Raw genomic sequence first — 17,082 nt, forward strand, 5'->3', positions numbered from 1 at the left:
TTGTTTACAACAAGTCACAAGAAACCGATTGTACCCATTAGAAATAATGGTACAAAGAAATTAAATCCTACGGCTTGACCAAAGGAGCAAAACGTTTATCGGAAATCTACTTATGAGTAATTTATAAGGAAAATTAGATAAGTTTTGTAGAGCGGTGAGACTACACAATAGTAGCTCGCTTTTTTGTTGCTTATGAATCGGAAAGGAGCCATTTCGTTTTCAGGTTGTATGTAGCAATTATTTATATATGAAGTAATATTAATAATTCATTAATAGTTAGTTAAGGTTTTGTTAACAAAAATGTAAGATTTATGATTAAGGTTTATAGTTCTTTTGTTTTATAATATGAGTAACTTAAATATATTATTATGTTATAGAGAATGAGGGAACAACTATGATGCAAGTGTACTGTTGTAAATCATGTCAAAAGAGCTATGAGAATTATCAAGACCTTCAACATATTGATTCCATTATAGAGCAGGGAATATGCTGTGTATGTCGAAACGATGCCGCTTATTGTACGCAATGTAATATGTATTATTTTTATGAGGAAGCTCATGCAATAATAGGAAATGAAAGTAATTTATGTACAGAGCATTATCAGAATTTTCTGATAAAGAGTATAGTGCTAAATTAGTGTTAAAATAAATGAAAAACACAATCGACTAAGAAGTTGAATTGTGTTTTTTGTTTTTAAAACAGAAATTTGACATCTTTGAAATAAAGTTGTAAAAAAAAGGAACATTATCTATAATATAAATTAAGAGAATCTTGTACATATGAGGTGAAGATTCATGCTTGAAGGTTGGTTCCTATGGTTTATTCTGTTTTGGGTTCTTACGTTAGTGCTGCTAATGGGAATTGGTGGTTTCTTTATGTTTCGAAAGTTTTTAAAACGGTTACCAAAGCAGGATGGAAAATCCGATATGGATTGGGAAGAATATTACGTGAAACAAACAAAGGAATTGTGGTCGCACGATCAAAAAGTTTTATTAGACGATTTAGTTGACCCTGTACCAGAATTATTTCGAGATGTTGCTCGTCATAAAATTGCCGGTAAAATTGGCGAATTGGCATTGAAGGAGAAAGCGAACGAAATTACTGAGGATTTAATCATTCGTGGATATATTATCGCAACACCGAAGCGTGATCATAAGTTTTTAAAGAAAAAACTTCTTGAACGGGAAATAAATATGAGCCCATATGAGCATTTGTTTGAATCATAACAATAAAATGGACAGGTTCTTTAGGAGCTTGTCTTTTATTACACAATAAAAAAGAACGTGTGTGCGCTTTTAAAATTAATGTAGATATTTTGCTATAATAATAGAAAAAGAAAGGACGTGAGAGGGATGAAGTTTATTCATACCGCTGATTGGCATTTAGGAAAGGTTGTACATGGTGTTCATATGACAGAAGACCAACGATTTGCGCTGCAGCAGTTTATAGAAGTAGTAGAAGAGGAAAAGCCGGATGCTGTTGTCATTGCCGGTGATTTGTATGACCGCTCTGTTCCACCAACCGAAGCAGTGGAGCTTTTAGATCAAACATTATATAAAATCAATGTAGAAATGAAAACACCGATTGTGGCTATCTCAGGTAATCATGACTCGGCGGAACGACTATCTTTTGGTTCGACTTGGTATCGTCAAAGCCAGCTTTATTTAGAGGGGAGAATCGTCAATAGTTTTGAGCCTGCTCGGATTAATGGTGTGAATTTTTATAGTGTCCCTTATGCTGAGCCTGGTGTTGTGCGTCAAATTATAGGAGATCCTCATATTCAATCGCATCAAGAGGCGATGAAAGCAATTACAGATCGAATTTCTGAAACGTTGAATCCAAATGAAGCGAATGTGTTAGTCGGTCATGCTTTCGTATTAGGAGGTAAGGAAACTGATTCAGAGCGTGTACTATCAGTTGGCGGGACGGGGTGTGTGCACGTTGATGTTTTTGATGCCTTTGATTATACAGCGTTAGGACATTTACATAGTCCTGATGCAATCCGTCATCCGAAGGTTTACTATTCAGGCTCACTATTAAAATATTCTTTTTCAGAAGCGACTCAGAAGAAGTCGTTGTCCATTATTGAAATGAAGGAGAATGGTGATTTTGATTTACGATATCGTTCGTTAACACCGAAGCGGGATGTACGTGAACTCGCAGGGTATATGGAAGAATTATTAGACCCTAGCTTCTATCAACATCAACAAATAGAAGATTACTTAAAAATTACGCTATTAGATGAAGGATCCTTGATCGATCCGATTAATAGACTGCGTCAAGTGTATCCTAATGTGCTTCATCTGGAGCGAAAATGGGATGTTATGGATTTGCGAAGAAAGCAATCTTTTTCTTCTATTAAAGATGAACGGAAATCGGAACTAGATTTATTTGAAACATTTTATAATGAAATGACCGATCGTGAATTCGATCAAAAGAAACGAGATGTCATGATTGCTGTGATTGATTCGGTGAAGCAAGAGGAGGGAGAAAAATGAAACCGCTGAAATTAACGATGCAGGCATTTGGTCCGTATGCCAATTGTGAAACGATTGATTTTACTGAACTTGCTAATCGCACGATGTTTGTTATTTCTGGAAAAACTGGTGCTGGAAAAACGACCATTTTTGATGGGATTAGTTTTGCGATTTACGGAAAGGCGAGTGGTGAAGATCGAAATGGCTCAGATTTAAGAAGTCAATTTGCAGAAGAGCATATGATAACAAGTGTGTCACTGGAATTTAGACTACGTGGAAAAACTTATTTTATCCAGCGCTCGCCGCAACAAGAACGAAAGAAGAAATCAGGAGAGGGAACAACGACTATTGGGGCGAAAGCAGAGCTCTATGAATTATCTGTAGATGGTGATAAGAAATTACTTGGAGCGAATGTGCGTGAAGTAGATGAAAACATTAAACACATTATCGGAATTGATGCTAATCAATTTCGTCAAATCTTAATGATCCCACAAGGGGAATTTCGAAAGCTATTAACGTCTGAGAGTAAAGAGAAAGAACAAATTCTTCAGAAGTTATTTCATACAGAACAATATAAACGAATTGAAGAGAAACTGAAAGAAGACGCCTCATTTTTAAAAAGAGAATGTGAAAAAAATTTGCAAGCGCGTATGGATTTGTTAAAAAGTATCATCGTTTCCGATAATGAAGAATTGCAAACAGCGATAGCGGCGGCTGAACCGAATGAACAGCTCATTCTTCCTTTATTAGCAGACGAGATTGCAGCCTCTATCCAACAGCGAGATGCATATAACCGTCAATTAAAAGAGAAACAAGAATCTCGTGATTTATTACACCAAGAGATTACGAAGGCTGAACAAGTACTGCAACTATTTGCTGAAAAGGAAAAGCGACATCATGAGAAAGAAGAGTTAGAAGCTAAGCGAACTCAAATAGAAGAATGGAAAGAAAATTTGAAAAGAGCTCAGAAGGCTTCGTTGCTTGAAAAGCAGGAACAGTATTATTTGCGTGTCGGTAGAGAAAAACAAAATAATGAAGAGGAACTAAAGAAGTTAGCTGTGCAAGCAGATCAGCTAGCTGTTCAACATCAACAATTAGCACAAATATATGAATCAGAGCTTTCAAAAGCAGGGGAACGAGAAGAAGCGATGTGTGCCGTTCATCAGCTGCAGCAACTAAAAGAGTCTGTTTTTTCATTTATTCAACTTCAGACAGATGTTCAACAAAGTGAAGAGAAGTGGAAGCAAAGTATTGTAAAACGAGAAGCAGCAGAGCAAACTTTAGTGGAAAAAGAACGGTTGGTTGAACAAATTTTACAAACAAAAGCTGATGTTGAACAAGCTACATTGCTTTATGCTGAGAAAGAGCGGGAAGCGGAAAAGAATGAAGCGTTGTTAACAAAGTTAACTAAGCTTTCGGACAGCCTAAATGCACTGAAAAATGCAGAACAACAAAAAAATGAACAACTGCAGCAATTAAGGAATAAAATGGAGCTGCAAGTTCAAGAGCAGCAGCGTTTTGCAGAGCTTGAAGAAAAATGGAGAACAAGTCAGGCTGGTTTATTAGCAAGAACATTGCAAGCAGGGCATGCTTGTCCAGTTTGTGGTGCAGAGGATCATCCGAGCCCGGCCCATTTGCTTGAAGAAATGCCGTCAGAAGCAGATATGAAGCAGCAAAAGCAACGTGTAACAGAAAGGGAAGAGCAAAAACGCAAAAAAGAGAGTGAATTTTTTCAAGCAGAGTCCCAATTTAATTCGTTGCAAAAGCGGGTTCAGGAACAAGAAGAAGAACTAATCGAAATCGTTCCAACGTTTGAGCGTAATAAATTGTCCTCTTATCAACATGATTATCACGAACAAGCTGCCAGACTTCGTTTAGAGTTAACTCAATTGCTTCAAAAGAAGCAAGCGCTAAAACATTTAGAAGCAAAACTCTTACAAGTAAAAGAAGAGGTACAGGAGCTAAAAGCAGGTCTTATACAATGGAAAGAAGTAGAGGATCAGGCTAAAACGATTTATATCGAACAGAAAACGAAGCTTACAGGATTAACAGAATCGCTTCCAGAACAAATTCGTACAAAACAGGCTTATTTACTTACCTTGAATGAAGCGATAGCCACACAAAAGAAACTGCAAGAAGCATTTGAGCATGCGCAAATAGCTTTACAAAAAGCAAAGGAACAGGAGTCTGCTATTCGTACAGAAAAAGAAATAGTAGAGAAAAAGGTGACCTCCTTACAGCGAGAATTAGATGAGGAACGAACAAAATTCAGTGCAGATATGACAAAGCAAGGATTTGCCACCTATAAAGAGTATGGGGCTGCGAAACGAACTGAAAGTGAAATAGAGTCGATGGAAAAAGAAATTCAACAGTACGAACAGCAATGGCAAACGATTACGAGTTTGTATCATGATGTTGAATTGAAACTTATGGGAGTTACTCGCCCTGATTTAATTAGTCTTCAGGCCACTTTTAAACGACTTAATGAGGAACTTGAATTGCTTCGTCATCAACAAAACGAAGTAACCATAGCGCAGCAAAAGAACGAACAGATTCAAGCAACATTAATGGAAATGAAAGAGCAACAGCAAGAAATGGAAGAAAGGTATAGTATCATCGGGCATTTATATGAAATGGCAAGAGGACAAAATCCATTTAGAATCACGTTTGAGCGCTATGTACTCGCAGCTTTTTTAGATGATATTTTAAAAGAGGCCAATACACGTTTATTGAAAATGACGAGCGGACGTTACCAATTGCTACGTAAATTAGATCCGGCACGTAGAAATATTCAAAGTGGGTTAGAACTATCCGTATATGATCAATATACAAGTCAAGAACGTCATGTGAAAACATTGTCAGGTGGCGAAAGTTTTAAAGCAGCACTTGCTCTTGCATTAGGGCTTGCAGACGTTGTTCAAAATCATGCAGGCGGAATCTCATTAGAAACGATGTTTATTGATGAAGGATTTGGGACATTAGATCCGGAATCTTTAGATCAGGCCATTGAGGCACTGATGGATATTCAAAGCAGCGGCCGCTTAGTCGGAATTATTTCGCATGTGCCAGAATTAAAGGAGAGAATTGATGCACAGCTTGAAGTAGTGGCTACTCAAAAAGGCAGTCGAACGGCATTTTGCTTCTCAAGTTAGAAGCTATTCAATTTTAATAATTGTTTGTATAGGGCAAGTATGAAATTTATGAATGCGAATAGTTAATAGTGAATAAGCATACTCAGCACGTATTTGATGATGATAAAGTGAAAAGGGGAAATGAATCACCCGTTCTATTATGTTGGGGTGTCCTTGTTTGGCTGAGCTAGACTTATCGCGCACGGAAATGGTAAGTGCATCATGTTGAAGTCTCACACTAAGATCTTCTGTTTTGTAGTTTTCTAAAGCTGCTTCAATAAAATATTCGTCATCACTTTCATAAATATCAATAAAAAATGTTTCGTCATCTAAAATTTGAGTATGAGGATCGAGAAAAAATTTCTTCACCCATTCGTCAAATAATTGGGCCTCTGTCTGTTGTTTCTTGCTGTCTGGTTCTTGCATATTCATTCCCCCGTAACACCTTTTAAACCCTTTAATATTATTGTATGTCATGAGTTTGTAGAAAGGTTACGGGATAAAAACTTATTTTTGGAAAGTTAAGTGAAGGAATATTTTCAGTCATAAATGAACAAACGTTATTTAGCAGAATCTTTTGAAAAATGAATGAAAGTGCGGTGGCTGTTGTAGTCACCGCACTTTTTCATTGTACTACATATCATGATGGCTATTATGTTTTTGACGGCTATGGTTTCGATTTTTTACTTTATGGGAGCCGCTTAGTGGTGCGGGTTGTCCAGAATTATTTCTTTGTGTAGATTGTTTATTATTATTATCTTGTTCATCTTTTCTTGTCACTAGTAATCCCTCCTGTTTTTAGACTAAGTAAATGAACAGTATGATTTCAATGCGATTTAGTTCATTCGTATGAAACCATGGCTTAACAGTGCCTTTTTTTAAGATAAGCAGTGTTTACAAAATTATTCTGTACATATTCTGTCCAAAAGCGTAACAAGCTATGGAAGCAGACTAAAGTAAGGAGTTGAAAGTGAAGTGCAAGATAAATATGATAAACGACGTGCTTTTCAAGAAGCACAAAATCAGTATAAACAAGCGATAGATACGTTTCAAGGCATGGAGCCTAATAGTCCAGGTTATGGAAGTGAGCTAAAACATGTTAAGCAAGAGGTGAATGAGGCCTATCAACAAATTCAAACTGCTTTGACAACAGCTTCTGAACATCAACGTGTGCAATTAGAACAATTTGAAAAAGATTTACAAGGCATTATCCAAACGGTTAATGAAGAACAATAATAAAGATCTTTCTTATGCCTAAACAGCATAAGAAAGATCCTTATCTAAAATAGATTATTGATTCTTCTTCCGTTTCTTATTATTTTGCTTTTGAGCTTCTGTAAGGGGCTCGTTGACAGGAAGTTCTGCATTAAAAGCAGCTCCTTTTTGAGCATCTGTTCCGTTCATCCCAGGATGACCAGCTTTTTGTTTCGACATAAAAATCACCTCCAACAATAGATTTCCATATTAAGTATTTTTTATGTAAAAAAAGTGTTTAAAGTATGTGGTGATTTCCTAATATAATATTATCGGGTGCAAGTAAAGGAAGTTATTGAAAACGATTCTCAACACAGAGCTATTCTTTCCGAAAATCTAAGAGTAAATACATTTTTTTATAAGAAAAACTTATCAAAAACAATAACTTTCTTGTTATTTACTTATACTATTTTTTATATTAAAATTGAAACGAAGGAAAAGTTAGGATGGAAGAAAAAACAGAGTTTTCGACAAAACTAGCTTTTTTACTTATATGTAGTGTAGACATGGTTTTAATAAAAACCACGTTTTGCTTCTTTGTGCAGAATTTCTGCGAGTTTTAATAGGGGGTAATATTCTGATGACAAAAAATGATGTTTATCAAGCACGTAAGTCCTTTGAAGTAGAAGGAAAACAGTACAACTACTACAGCCTTGCTGCTGTTGAGCAAGCAGGTGCAGGACAAGTTTCAAAATTACCTTATTCAATCAAGGTACTTCTTGAAGCAGTTCTTCGCCAAGTAGATGGCCGAGTAATCACTAAAGAGCATGTTGAAAACCTTGCAAAATGGGGAACTAGCGAACAAAAAGAAATCGACGTTCCTTTCAAACCATCACGTGTAATCCTACAAGATTTCACTGGTGTACCAGCAGTAGTTGACCTTGCATCTCTTCGTGGAGCAATGGCTGCTGTAGGTGGAGACCCACAAAAAATCAACCCAGAAATTCCAGTTGATCTTGTAATTGACCACTCTGTACAAGTTGATAAAGCTGGTACAGCGGACTCTCTTGCAGCAAACATGGATCTTGAATTCGAACGTAACACTGAGCGTTACCAATTCTTAAGCTGGGCTCAAAAATCATTCAATAACTACCGTGCGGTTCCACCAGCAACTGGTATCGTTCACCAAGTTAACCTTGAGTACCTTGCTAATGTTGTTCATGCAAACGAAAATGCAGATGGCACATTTGAAACATTCCCAGATTCAGTATTTGGTACTGACTCTCATACAACAATGATCAACGGTATCGGTGTTCTTGGATGGGGTGTAGGTGGTATCGAAGCTGAAGCAGGTATGCTTGGACAACCTTCATACTTCCCAGTTCCAGAAGTAATCGGTGTTAAATTAACTGGTCGTCTTCCACAAGGAACAACTGCAACTGACCTTGCATTAAAAGTAACTCAAGTTCTTCGTGCAGAAGGCGTTGTAGGTAAATTCGTTGAATTCTTCGGTCCTGGCGTAGGTTTACTACCACTTGCTGACCGTGCAACAATTGCAAACATGGCTCCTGAATACGGTGCAACTTGTGGATTCTTCCCAATCGATGATGAAGCACTAGATTATTTACGTCTAACTGGCCGTGATGAAACACAAATTAAAATTGTTGAAGCATATTGCAAAAACAACGATTTATTCTACACAGCTGATAAAGAAGATCCAACATACACTAAAGTGGTTGAAATCAACCTTGCTGACATTGAACCAAACCTTTCTGGTCCAAAACGTCCACAAGATTTGATTCCGCTTTCTCAAATGAAACAATCTTTCCATGATGCAATCAATGCACCAATGGGTAACCAAGGTTTTGGTTTAAGCGAGAAAGAATTGGATAAAGAAATCACTGTTAAATTTGCTGATGGTACAGAAACAAACATGAAAACTGGTGCTATCGCAATTGCTGCGATCACTAGCTGTACAAATACATCTAACCCATACGTAATGCTTGGAGCAGGTCTTATTGCGAAAAAAGCAGTTGAAAAAGGATTAACTGTTCCTGATTATGTAAAAACATCTTTAGCACCAGGTTCTAAAGTTGTTACAGGTTACCTTCGTGATGCAGGTCTACAACCATACCTTGATCAATTAGGATTCAACGTAGTTGGTTACGGATGTACAACATGTATCGGTAACTCAGGTCCATTAGCTCCAGAAATCGAAGAAGCTGTTGCAGACGCAGATTTATTAATTACATCTGTACTTTCTGGTAACCGTAACTTTGAAGGACGTATTCACCCACTAGTAAAAGGTAACTACCTAGCGTCTCCAACTCTAGTTGTAGCTTACGCACTTGCTGGTACTGTAGATATCGATCTACAAAAAGATTCTTTAGGTAAAGACAAAGACGGTAATGATGTATACTTAAACGACATCTGGCCATCAATCGAGGAAGTTAACGAGGTTGTTAAATCAACAGTTACTCCTGAATTATTCCGTAAAGAATACGAAACAGTATTCACTGATAACGAGCGTTGGAACCAAATCGAAACTAGCAACGATGAAATCTATACTTTCGATACAAAATCAACGTACATTCAAAACCCACCATTCTTCGAAGGAATGTCAGCTGAACCAGGAACAGTTGAACCACTTAGCGGTCTTCGCGTAGTTGGTAAATTCGGTGACTCAGTAACAACTGACCACATTTCTCCTGCAGGTTCAATCGGTAAAGATACACCAGCTGGTATCTACCTACGTGAAAATGGTGTTGCAATTCGCGATTTCAACTCTTACGGATCTCGTCGTGGTAACCACGAAGTAATGATGCGCGGAACATTCGCTAACATCCGTATCCGTAACCAAATCGCTCCAGGTACAGAAGGTGGATTCACTACTTACTGGCCAACAGGCGATGTAATGGCTATCTATGATGCTTGTATGAAATACAAAGCTGATGGAACTGGCCTTGCTATCTTAGCTGGTAAAGACTACGGTATGGGATCTTCTCGTGACTGGGCTGCTAAAGGTACAAACCTTCTTGGCATTAAAACAGTTATCGCAGAAAGCTTTGAGCGTATTCACCGTTCTAACCTTGTGTTAATGGGTGTTCTTCCACTTCAATTCAAAGCTGGAGAAAACGCTGAAACACTTGGCTTAACTGGTGAAGAAGCAATCGCTGTTCAAGTTGATGAAACAGTTAAACCACGTGATTTAGTAAAAGTTACAGCTACTGCTAAAGACGGTTCTGTAAAAGAATTCGAAGTACTAGTACGTTTCGACTCTGAAGTTGAAATTGACTACTACCGTCACGGTGGTATCCTTCCAATGGTATTACGCGGAAAATTACAAGCGTAATTATAGTTGGGAAAACGGCAAACCTACATTTTAGGTTTGCCGTTTTTTTGTTGGAGAAATACTTTCCATGTGCCGTCATTATTGATACTATTTAAAGAGGAAATGTAAAATTGTACTAATTAACGAGTGCGATTAATAAGGTAAACGAGAATGCCAACATAGGGAGGCTGTTTTATGATTAAAAAAGTTATCGCTTCAATTTTTTTACTTTCCTTGATCACTTTCTCTATTGTACAAGCAATGGATCAGCAAAAAGAAAAGAAAACAGAAGAGCTGGATCAATTAGGCGGATTAACAATTGGTGGAGAGGCGCCAGATTTTACGTTAAAAACACTAGAAGGGAAAGAAGTTTCTTTATCGGATTATAAGGGAAAAAAAGTGATGTTAAATTTTTGGGCGACCTGGTGTCCACCATGTAAAAAAGAAATGCCAGCTATACAGCAATTTTCTGAAGAAGCAGGGGAGGATATAGTTGTGTTGGCTGTGAATATGGATCCAGAAAATGATGTAGAAGGATTTGCGTTAAATTATGAATTAACCTTTCCGATTGTCCTAGATCAGCCAAAGTCAGGAAGCCTTATCAGTGAACAGTATAAAATCATGAGTATTCCTACGACTTTTTTTATTGATCGTGATGGTATTATTCAACATAAGTTTTTTGGTGAGATGCAGTTAAAAGATATGGAACGATATATGAATAGTATGGAATAAGGAGCTAAAAGAAGGCTCCTTTTTTATATTTTTTTGTAAATTTGGAAATAATGAAAAATATAAACTTTTACAATTAGTTAAATCAAGGGACCTGTGCACCTAGTTATCCGTCTCTTGAAGCTTAACTGATTCTTTTTGTTTCTGAACTGGAAATTTAGATTTGCTATAAAAAGTGGAAGTAGGTGATAAAATGAAAAGGCACAAAAAAACATTTGAACAGTTAATACAGGATAATAAAAGAGAGCTGCTGGAAGATTATAAAATGCTTGAAATCATTGAAGAGAGAATTGAGAAACGACATATGCAAAAAGCGGAGTAAAAACTGGCAGCTATATTTCCTGCTATTTGATGCAAATTAATAGTAGGAGGCGATAGTGATGGGTAACCCAAAAAAAGATTCTAAACACTTTAATCCTAGCCATATTGGAACAAAATCAAGATCATTTGGCGGAAACAAAGGAAAGCAAATGCAAGATCAAACAAGTCCAACTCCTCAAGTGATTCAAACAAAAGGAGAATAGCTGTTACATCTAAACCTATAATAAGTATTTCATAATTATGTTATGTAAACTACACTAGTTATTAGGGGGAAAAATGATGACTAAACCAAATCCAGATAATCGTGCTGATAATGTAGAAAAGCTGCAAACAGCTATTGAAAATACACGAGAGAATATACAGGCCGCAAATGAAGCAATCGAATGTTCATCATCAGCTGACATAGAAGCAATTCAGGCTAAAAATGAGCGAAGAATGGAAAGTATACACTCAATGGAAGCTGAAATTGAAGATGAGCAAGCAGCTCGAAAAAACGGATATAAGAGCAGTAATCAGTTTCAATAACTAATGAAAAAAGGCTATCCAAAGTTTTTTATTTGGATAGTCTTTTTTCACTACTAGCAATGGGGATAGTAATTATTTTAATGTGAAGGCAATCTCAATATTCAGTTTTCCAATCGAAATTATGATAAGATGATGATGAGATACGTTAGTAAAAGGAGAGAGGGACTTATGCATATTGCTGAACATCAAATAGAAGTGCGTTACGCAGAAACCGATCAAATGGGCGTAGTCTATCATGCTAATTATTTAGTATGGATGGAACTGGGGCGCACACAGCTAATACGTGAATTAGGCTTTGAGTATGCTCAAATGGAGGCTGATGGCATCCTATCACCTGTGATTGATATTCAAGTTTCTTATAAAACGCCAGTCCGTTATGGACAAGTCGCAATCATTAAGACATGGATTGAAAGCTATGATGGAATTCGGGTCGTTTATGGGTATGAGATTTTCAATGGAAATCAAGATTTAGCTGTAACGGGTCAGTCCTCACATGTATGTGTGAAAAAAGAAAGTTTTCGTCCTATTTCTATTAAACGGCTTTTTCCTGATTGGCATGAGGCCTATGAGAAGAATAAGAAGCCAGTTTAACACGTTAATTTACATAAAATTGGGGTGAAAAAGCCTTGGCCTTTGGGATTAAGCGTAAAGATTTAGAAGAATGGAAATGTCGAATTGACGCAGGAGAAATTGCTTTTTTAACACATTATTGGTTGGATGATCGATTTCCAGACTGTAAAACGGTGACCAAAGTCGGCTGCAAAGATTTAGATCGTTTAGCCAAATGGGGACAACAGTATGGTTTAAAGAGAGAATGGATTGATCTTAGAAAAGATGGCTACTCTCATTTCGATTTACTTGGGGAAAAACAAAAACAAATTTTAGCAGCAGAAGGAATTCACGAAAAGCTGATAACATAACAACAGCGGCACTTAGCCGCTGTTGTTATGTTGCATACGAAAATTCTGGTTCACCTAGTTTTTCATTAAAGCGAATAATTAGATCATGACCATCGAAAAACCAAAGGTCATTTTCTTCGATAAAGAAGGTTACTCCATCTTGCTCTGTTAATACAATCGGGTGAACCGGACTTTCCTGAGAAATACCTAACGAAAAGCCAGCTTGAATACTGCTGTGGCCGCCATACCTTACAAAAAAACGAATATATGCACCTGAAGATAAAGCTAGTTCCTCTTTATACCAATTTACTGCTTCAGTAGAAATTTTAATATTCAATATGTCTCCTCCTTCTGTCGAACCCTCATTTTGTATAGAGCAAAAGTTACATAAGTTTTGAAAAAACAGAATATTATTTCTATATATTATAAATAAATCATTTTCTAAAAGTGTCTAAAAAGTTCACAAATATAAGACATATTTATAAAATGTAACACGTTTATTTGTGGTATTATAGTACTGTAAATAGGTTTTAATACCTATTTTTGTTTGTGTCTAATTCTGCTAGTTTTTTTAGAAGAATAGGCATGGGCATATGCATTACTTGTTCTAGTGGAACATTCAATGCTTTTGCTAGTTTGATGGCTGTTTCAGGTGAAATTTGTAATGGTTTCATAGTAGAAGCTCCTTATTTTTCAAGATTTTATAGATGAAGAATACATGTATTACGAAAACAAGTGAAACTTTACCCAGTAGGGTATTACTCCTTTCCTCATATCGTTCCTCGCTTTTTCTCCATCTTGTGCTAGGTATTAACACCTATTTATGTAAGATTTATTGAAAGCTATATTAAGAAAAAAATAAAAGTTCGCTTTAATCATTCCAACTAAATCTAAATAGAATCAGTAAAGCTTAAGATAAAAGAAAAAGATGGAAGCAAGCCATTCTTATAACAATTATTACTGAATCTGCGCTAGTAGTTTTAGTAATAAGGATAAGTTTAAGTTAACAGCTTAGCTATAAAACTCCTTGTATTGTAGCATGAATGTGGACAAAAAGCATGCTTGAGAAGTAGGTGAAGCATATGAATTTATACATAATCCTTGTTTTTTTAGAAAAAGAAAAGGTCTTTGAATTCATTTTTTGGGCATGTAGTGAACGATGCAGACAGACTAACATATATAGGCGACAGGTACAGCCGTTTTTGAATGTTTTATATTTTTCGCTAGGCATGTAACAGTGATTCTTTCACGGGAGGGAAGTAGATGAAGGTACTATCCACATTTAAGAAAAGTCGAATGAACAAAGTTTTGACAGTAAATCCGGCAGCAGGGGAGATAAAGGTAAGCGATCCAGAAATAAAAAAACAGATAAAAATGATTGATTTAACAGAGAATGATCTCCGTATCATTTTTGCATTTGGAGAAGTCATTTATGACCAAATTGATGAACTTTTGGATGGTTTTTATCAAGCTTTATTGGAAGTTCCAGGGTTAAAGTCAATTATTATGAAGCATAGCACAATAGAACGCCTGCGTTCTACATTATATACACATATTGTTACATTATTTGAAGGTGTTATTGATGATTCTTTCGTCGAAGCCCGTCTGCAAGTAGCTAAAAGCCACTATCGGATTGGTTTGGCATCGCGTTGGTATTTGTCCGCGTTCCAAAGCTTACAAAATTCAATATTATCATTAATCTATACATACGTACATAATGAAGAAGAGCAACGAGCTGTAATCTTTGCTATTACGAAAATACTAAGCTTTGAAAGGCAATTAGTTATTCAGGCTTATGAAGTGGAAAATTTGAAAGCACGTGAAATAGAATATGAAAAAGTCAAAAAAGACGTACAACGTCATATTTTAGGGATAAGTGAGGAATTACTCATATTAAGTGAAGAAACACATACTTCAATTAAGACGTTAGGATTTAACGGTCAAGAGTTAGAGGATATTGTTAGGATTCAAACGGAACAGTCAACTTATTCTAGAATGAGTGCCGAAGAAGGACAGAGGTGCATGCTTCAACTAAAAACGAAACTATATGAACTGGTTGTATTTATGAATCATGTAGATCAAAATATTCACTCGCTGAATTCATCGTTGCAACAAATTACGGAATTTGTTCAAATTGTCCAATCTATTGCGAATCAAACGAATTTACTATCATTGAATTCAGCCATTGAAGCAGCTCGTGCGGGTGAACATGGAAAAGGGTTTGCCGTCGTAGCAAATGAGGTAAGAAAATTAGCGGATCAAACGAAGGAATCTATTGCGCAAATAGATGCTATTGTTCAGACGTCAAATGGTTATATGGAAAGTGTGCTTCAATCTGTTGTAGAAGTAAAAGAAGTGATGGAATTAGGAGAAAGAGAATCTACTGTAACGGTCGAATCTTTCGATAAGATTCTTGAATCGGTGGAGAAAGATGTTGTTGGAATGAATAAAATTAAGCAAAATATGCATTCGTTTGTTATGGTTATCGATGAAATTAAAAGTGTAACAGAAAAGGTGGCATCTCAGGCGGAAACATTGAATCAGACAGCCGCAGAGTTATAAAAAAAGCCCTGTTAAAAGGGCTTTTTTTATTCTGTATCAAATAATAATTCACGGTAAGTGCACATATTATTTCGGCATAGCCGTTAATTTTAGGGAAACGTGCCAATACCCATTTAGCTAAACACTTGCTCATTATAACCATTTAATTTTTGGTTCAGTTTTATTCATAATTCGTTTAATATTGGCTCGGTGGCGATAAAAAATAAAAATTGTAAGGACTGCGATGACCACAATTAGTGGCCAATCGTCCAAGTGGAAGATAAAGCAATACGTTAAGGAAGCCACAGCTGCAATCATGGATGATAACGAAACATATTTTGATATGTATAAAGCAATGAAAAAGACTACGATTAAAAATAAAAATAAGAATGGCTCATATCCGAGTACGACACCTGCAGATGTAGCGACTGCTTTACCGCCTTTAAAACTAGCGAATATCGGAAACATATGTCCAATGGCTGCTAACACACCGGCTAATAGCGGGTGAATATCGGCTCCAAGTAATCCAGGAATAAGGGTCGCTGCCGTACCTTTTAAAATATCCATCAATGTAACAGCAATACCAGGTTTAATTCCAAGCGTTCGAAATGCATTCGTTGCTCCAAGGTTTTTACTACCATGTTCACGAATATCTACTTTATAAAAGGTTTTACCAATAATTAATCCAGATGGAATGGATCCAATTAAGTAGGCAAGTAATAAAGAAAGTATAATAATTAACATCGAATGGCCCTTTCTAATAAAAAATTCTTGTTTTTTTCTTTAATAAATGGCTATGTTAAACAATATTGTTGCTAGAATTAAGTTTTGTTCGTTTTAGCCCCACTCCATGAACAAAAGAAAAACGCGTTTCCTTTAAGCGGTCCGAACCAAAGAAGCCAAAAACAACAGCATCATATAACAAAATTTAATAAATGGCAAGTTAAATAAATGAATGGCTACTTTATTGTACCACTTTCTTGTTAAAAAGGACGGCTAAGTGATAAATTTCCTAATAAAAAATTCTCTCTATATTTATGATTAGAACATCATATTTCTAAAACGAAACGGAAAAGCTGATAAACGAAAAAAATCTGAATATATTTTATTGTATCTAAAGTATTAGACTATTGTACCGAAGTGAAGTATAGAAAGTATCCCCTTCTAATGGAAATCAAGGAAGATTCTTTGTAAAATGGTTGGTAAGATTTAAAAGTATATTATCTTTTGAAAAGGAATGATAAACATGACAATTATAAATCCAAGCAGAGAAGAAATCGGAAAAATATTAAAAAAAGCAAAACGAATTGCTGTTATTGGTTTGTCTGATAATCCAAATCGAACTTCGTATATGGTGACAGAAGCGATGCAAAACTGCGGCTATGAAATTATTCCGGTTAATCCAACGGTAAAAGAGGTACTTGGGGTGAAAGCTGTGGGTTCATTAAAAGATATAGAGGGGCATGTTGATATTGTCAATGTGTTCCGGCGTTCTGAATTTTTACCGGAAATCGCCAAAGAATTTGTTGAAATAGATGCTGATGTTTTCTGGGCTCAATTAGGAGTAGCAAATCAAGAGGCATATGATTACTTAACAGAGAAAGGCTATACCGTTATTATGGATCGTTGTATTAAAGTTGAACATGCCATGACAAAATAATAGATAAAGTGAAGCTGCCATCAGTGAGAATTCTCATTGATGGTTAGTCAAATATATTGCTTATTTAAAACGTATTTGCTAAATAAACAAATACCATCTACAATTAATAGTTGGTATGCATCAAAATGAATAGTTAAGGTGTTAAATCAAGGGACGGTAAAAACAGAACACTTGTTCCTTTTTGTGGAATGTATTATACTTAATTTATTCACAGGAGCTTTAACTAGACTAGATTGTTAAAGCTTAGAGTCATTTCATGGTAGTATGATTTGGC

19 protein-coding genes are annotated in these 17,082 nt (G+C 36.1%); 13 read left to right on the forward strand and 6 right to left on the reverse strand.

Annotated elements, in window-relative coordinates:
- Positions 1 to 794 precede the first annotated feature (794 nt).
- The 3 genes from D1953_RS17065 to D1953_RS17075 all read left to right on the forward strand — a co-directional run bounded on the left by D1953_RS17065 (position 795) and on the right by D1953_RS17075 (position 5,629).
- On the forward strand, positions 795 to 1,226 hold the full coding sequence (locus D1953_RS17065) for a DUF2621 domain-containing protein (protein WP_119118371.1): 432 nt from the start codon (positions 795 to 797) through the stop codon (positions 1,224 to 1,226).
- A gap of 126 nt (positions 1,227 to 1,352) precedes the next feature.
- The gene (locus D1953_RS17070; RefSeq protein ID WP_119118372.1) at positions 1,353 to 2,498 is read left to right on the forward strand and encodes an exonuclease SbcCD subunit D; all 1,146 of its coding nucleotides are present in this window, start codon (positions 1,353 to 1,355) and stop codon (positions 2,496 to 2,498) included.
- Complete coding sequence (locus D1953_RS17075; RefSeq protein WP_119118373.1) at positions 2,495 to 5,629, forward strand: AAA family ATPase; 3,135 nt, start codon at positions 2,495 to 2,497, stop codon at positions 5,627 to 5,629. Before D1953_RS17070 ends, D1953_RS17075 begins: the two co-directional genes overlap by 4 nt.
- A gap of 3 nt (positions 5,630 to 5,632) precedes the next feature.
- Here D1953_RS17075 and D1953_RS17080 read toward each other — a convergent pair whose 3' ends face one another.
- Complete coding sequence (locus D1953_RS17080) at positions 5,633 to 6,034, reverse strand: Hsp20/alpha crystallin family protein (protein WP_182480662.1); 402 nt, start codon at positions 6,032 to 6,034, stop codon at positions 5,633 to 5,635.
- Positions 6,035 to 6,241: 207 nt separating this feature from the next.
- Positions 6,242 to 6,388: a small acid-soluble spore protein P gene (locus D1953_RS17085; protein ID WP_119118375.1), complete on the reverse strand. Its 147-nt coding sequence runs from the start codon at positions 6,386 to 6,388 to the stop codon at positions 6,242 to 6,244.
- A gap of 195 nt (positions 6,389 to 6,583) precedes the next feature.
- Here D1953_RS17085 and D1953_RS17090 point away from each other — a divergent pair, with 195 nt between their 5' ends.
- On the forward strand, positions 6,584 to 6,844 hold the full coding sequence (locus D1953_RS17090; protein ID WP_119118376.1) for a hypothetical protein: 261 nt from the start codon (positions 6,584 to 6,586) through the stop codon (positions 6,842 to 6,844).
- Positions 6,845 to 6,898: 54 nt separating this feature from the next.
- Here D1953_RS17090 and sspO read toward each other — a convergent pair whose 3' ends face one another.
- Positions 6,899 to 7,042, reverse strand: coding sequence for a small acid-soluble spore protein O (gene sspO / locus D1953_RS17095; protein ID WP_119118377.1), 144 nt, complete (start codon positions 7,040 to 7,042; stop codon positions 6,899 to 6,901).
- Positions 7,043 to 7,442: 400 nt separating this feature from the next.
- On the opposite strand from sspO, the gene acnA reads away from it, so the two are divergent.
- The 7 genes from acnA to D1953_RS17130 all read left to right on the forward strand — a co-directional run bounded on the left by acnA (position 7,443) and on the right by D1953_RS17130 (position 12,628).
- A complete protein-coding gene (gene acnA / locus D1953_RS17100) occupies positions 7,443 to 10,154 on the forward strand; it encodes an aconitate hydratase AcnA (protein WP_119118378.1) in 2,712 nt (903 codons plus the stop codon).
- Between the two features lie 174 nt (positions 10,155 to 10,328).
- Entirely contained in the window at positions 10,329 to 10,865 is a 537-nt protein-coding gene (locus tag D1953_RS17105) for a peroxiredoxin family protein (protein WP_119118379.1), read from the forward strand.
- Positions 10,866 to 11,055: 190 nt separating this feature from the next.
- Positions 11,056 to 11,184 (forward strand): FbpB family small basic protein, encoded by a 129-nt coding sequence (locus tag D1953_RS17110; protein WP_119118380.1) that lies wholly within the window; start codon positions 11,056 to 11,058, stop codon positions 11,182 to 11,184.
- Positions 11,185 to 11,242: 58 nt separating this feature from the next.
- A complete protein-coding gene (locus D1953_RS17115) occupies positions 11,243 to 11,386 on the forward strand; it encodes an acid-soluble spore protein N (RefSeq protein WP_119118381.1) in 144 nt (47 codons plus the stop codon).
- A gap of 76 nt (positions 11,387 to 11,462) precedes the next feature.
- Positions 11,463 to 11,708, forward strand: a complete 246-nt coding sequence (gene tlp, locus D1953_RS17120; RefSeq protein WP_119118382.1) for a small acid-soluble spore protein Tlp — start codon at positions 11,463 to 11,465, stop codon at positions 11,706 to 11,708.
- Between the two features lie 168 nt (positions 11,709 to 11,876).
- Entirely contained in the window at positions 11,877 to 12,299 is a 423-nt protein-coding gene (locus tag D1953_RS17125; RefSeq protein ID WP_119118383.1) for an acyl-CoA thioesterase, read from the forward strand.
- 35 nt (positions 12,300 to 12,334) lie between these two features.
- Positions 12,335 to 12,628, forward strand: a complete 294-nt coding sequence (locus D1953_RS17130) for a hypothetical protein (protein WP_119118384.1) — start codon at positions 12,335 to 12,337, stop codon at positions 12,626 to 12,628.
- A gap of 25 nt (positions 12,629 to 12,653) precedes the next feature.
- Here the strand turns inward: D1953_RS17130 and D1953_RS17135 are convergent, their stop codons facing one another.
- Both D1953_RS17135 and D1953_RS17140 read right to left on the reverse strand, forming a co-directional pair.
- Positions 12,654 to 12,944, reverse strand: coding sequence for a HesB/YadR/YfhF family protein (locus D1953_RS17135; RefSeq protein ID WP_119118385.1), 291 nt, complete (start codon positions 12,942 to 12,944; stop codon positions 12,654 to 12,656).
- Positions 12,945 to 13,137: 193 nt separating this feature from the next.
- Positions 13,138 to 13,281 carry a YycC family protein gene (locus D1953_RS17140; protein ID WP_119118386.1) on the reverse strand — a complete coding sequence of 48 codons (144 nt, stop codon included), beginning with the start codon at positions 13,279 to 13,281 and terminating at the stop codon, positions 13,138 to 13,140.
- 589 nt (positions 13,282 to 13,870) lie between these two features.
- On the opposite strand from D1953_RS17140, the gene D1953_RS17145 reads away from it, so the two are divergent.
- On the forward strand, positions 13,871 to 15,169 hold the full coding sequence (locus D1953_RS17145; protein ID WP_119118387.1) for a globin-coupled sensor protein: 1,299 nt from the start codon (positions 13,871 to 13,873) through the stop codon (positions 15,167 to 15,169).
- A gap of 132 nt (positions 15,170 to 15,301) precedes the next feature.
- Here D1953_RS17145 and plsY read toward each other — a convergent pair whose 3' ends face one another.
- Positions 15,302 to 15,892, reverse strand: coding sequence for a glycerol-3-phosphate 1-O-acyltransferase PlsY (gene plsY, locus D1953_RS17150; protein ID WP_119118388.1), 591 nt, complete (start codon positions 15,890 to 15,892; stop codon positions 15,302 to 15,304).
- Between the two features lie 502 nt (positions 15,893 to 16,394).
- Between plsY and D1953_RS17155 the strand changes: the two genes are divergently transcribed.
- Entirely contained in the window at positions 16,395 to 16,808 is a 414-nt protein-coding gene (locus tag D1953_RS17155; RefSeq protein ID WP_119118389.1) for a CoA-binding protein, read from the forward strand.
- The last annotated feature ends 274 nt before the right edge of the window (positions 16,809 to 17,082 follow it).

It is taken from the genome of Peribacillus asahii, from assembly GCF_003570725.1.
In the GTDB taxonomy this organism is placed as follows: domain Bacteria; phylum Bacillota; class Bacilli; order Bacillales; family DSM-1321; genus Peribacillus; species Peribacillus asahii.

Coding starts and splice junctions, on each gene's coding strand:
- D1953_RS17145 (WP_119118387.1), top strand. CDS start 13,871: ATGAAGGTACTATCCACATTTAAGAAAAGTCGAATGAACAAAGTTTTG.
- acnA (WP_119118378.1), top strand. CDS start 7,443: ATGACAAAAAATGATGTTTATCAAGCACGTAAGTCCTTTGAAGTAGAA.
- D1953_RS17080 (WP_182480662.1), bottom strand. CDS start 6,034: ATGCAAGAACCAGACAGCAAGAAACAACAGACAGAGGCCCAATTATTT.
- D1953_RS17065 (WP_119118371.1), top strand. CDS start 795: ATGCTTGAAGGTTGGTTCCTATGGTTTATTCTGTTTTGGGTTCTTACG.
- D1953_RS17115 (WP_119118381.1), top strand. CDS start 11,243: ATGGGTAACCCAAAAAAAGATTCTAAACACTTTAATCCTAGCCATATT.
- plsY (WP_119118388.1), bottom strand. CDS start 15,892: ATGTTAATTATTATACTTTCTTTATTACTTGCCTACTTAATTGGATCC.
- D1953_RS17070 (WP_119118372.1), top strand. CDS start 1,353: ATGAAGTTTATTCATACCGCTGATTGGCATTTAGGAAAGGTTGTACAT.
- D1953_RS17075 (WP_119118373.1), top strand. CDS start 2,495: ATGAAACCGCTGAAATTAACGATGCAGGCATTTGGTCCGTATGCCAAT.
- sspO (WP_119118377.1), bottom strand. CDS start 7,042: ATGTCGAAACAAAAAGCTGGTCATCCTGGGATGAACGGAACAGATGCT.
- D1953_RS17105 (WP_119118379.1), top strand. CDS start 10,329: ATGATTAAAAAAGTTATCGCTTCAATTTTTTTACTTTCCTTGATCACT.
- D1953_RS17110 (WP_119118380.1), top strand. CDS start 11,056: ATGAAAAGGCACAAAAAAACATTTGAACAGTTAATACAGGATAATAAA.
- tlp (WP_119118382.1), top strand. CDS start 11,463: ATGACTAAACCAAATCCAGATAATCGTGCTGATAATGTAGAAAAGCTG.
- D1953_RS17140 (WP_119118386.1), bottom strand. CDS start 13,281: ATGAAACCATTACAAATTTCACCTGAAACAGCCATCAAACTAGCAAAA.
- D1953_RS17155 (WP_119118389.1), top strand. CDS start 16,395: ATGACAATTATAAATCCAAGCAGAGAAGAAATCGGAAAAATATTAAAA.
- D1953_RS17125 (WP_119118383.1), top strand. CDS start 11,877: ATGCATATTGCTGAACATCAAATAGAAGTGCGTTACGCAGAAACCGAT.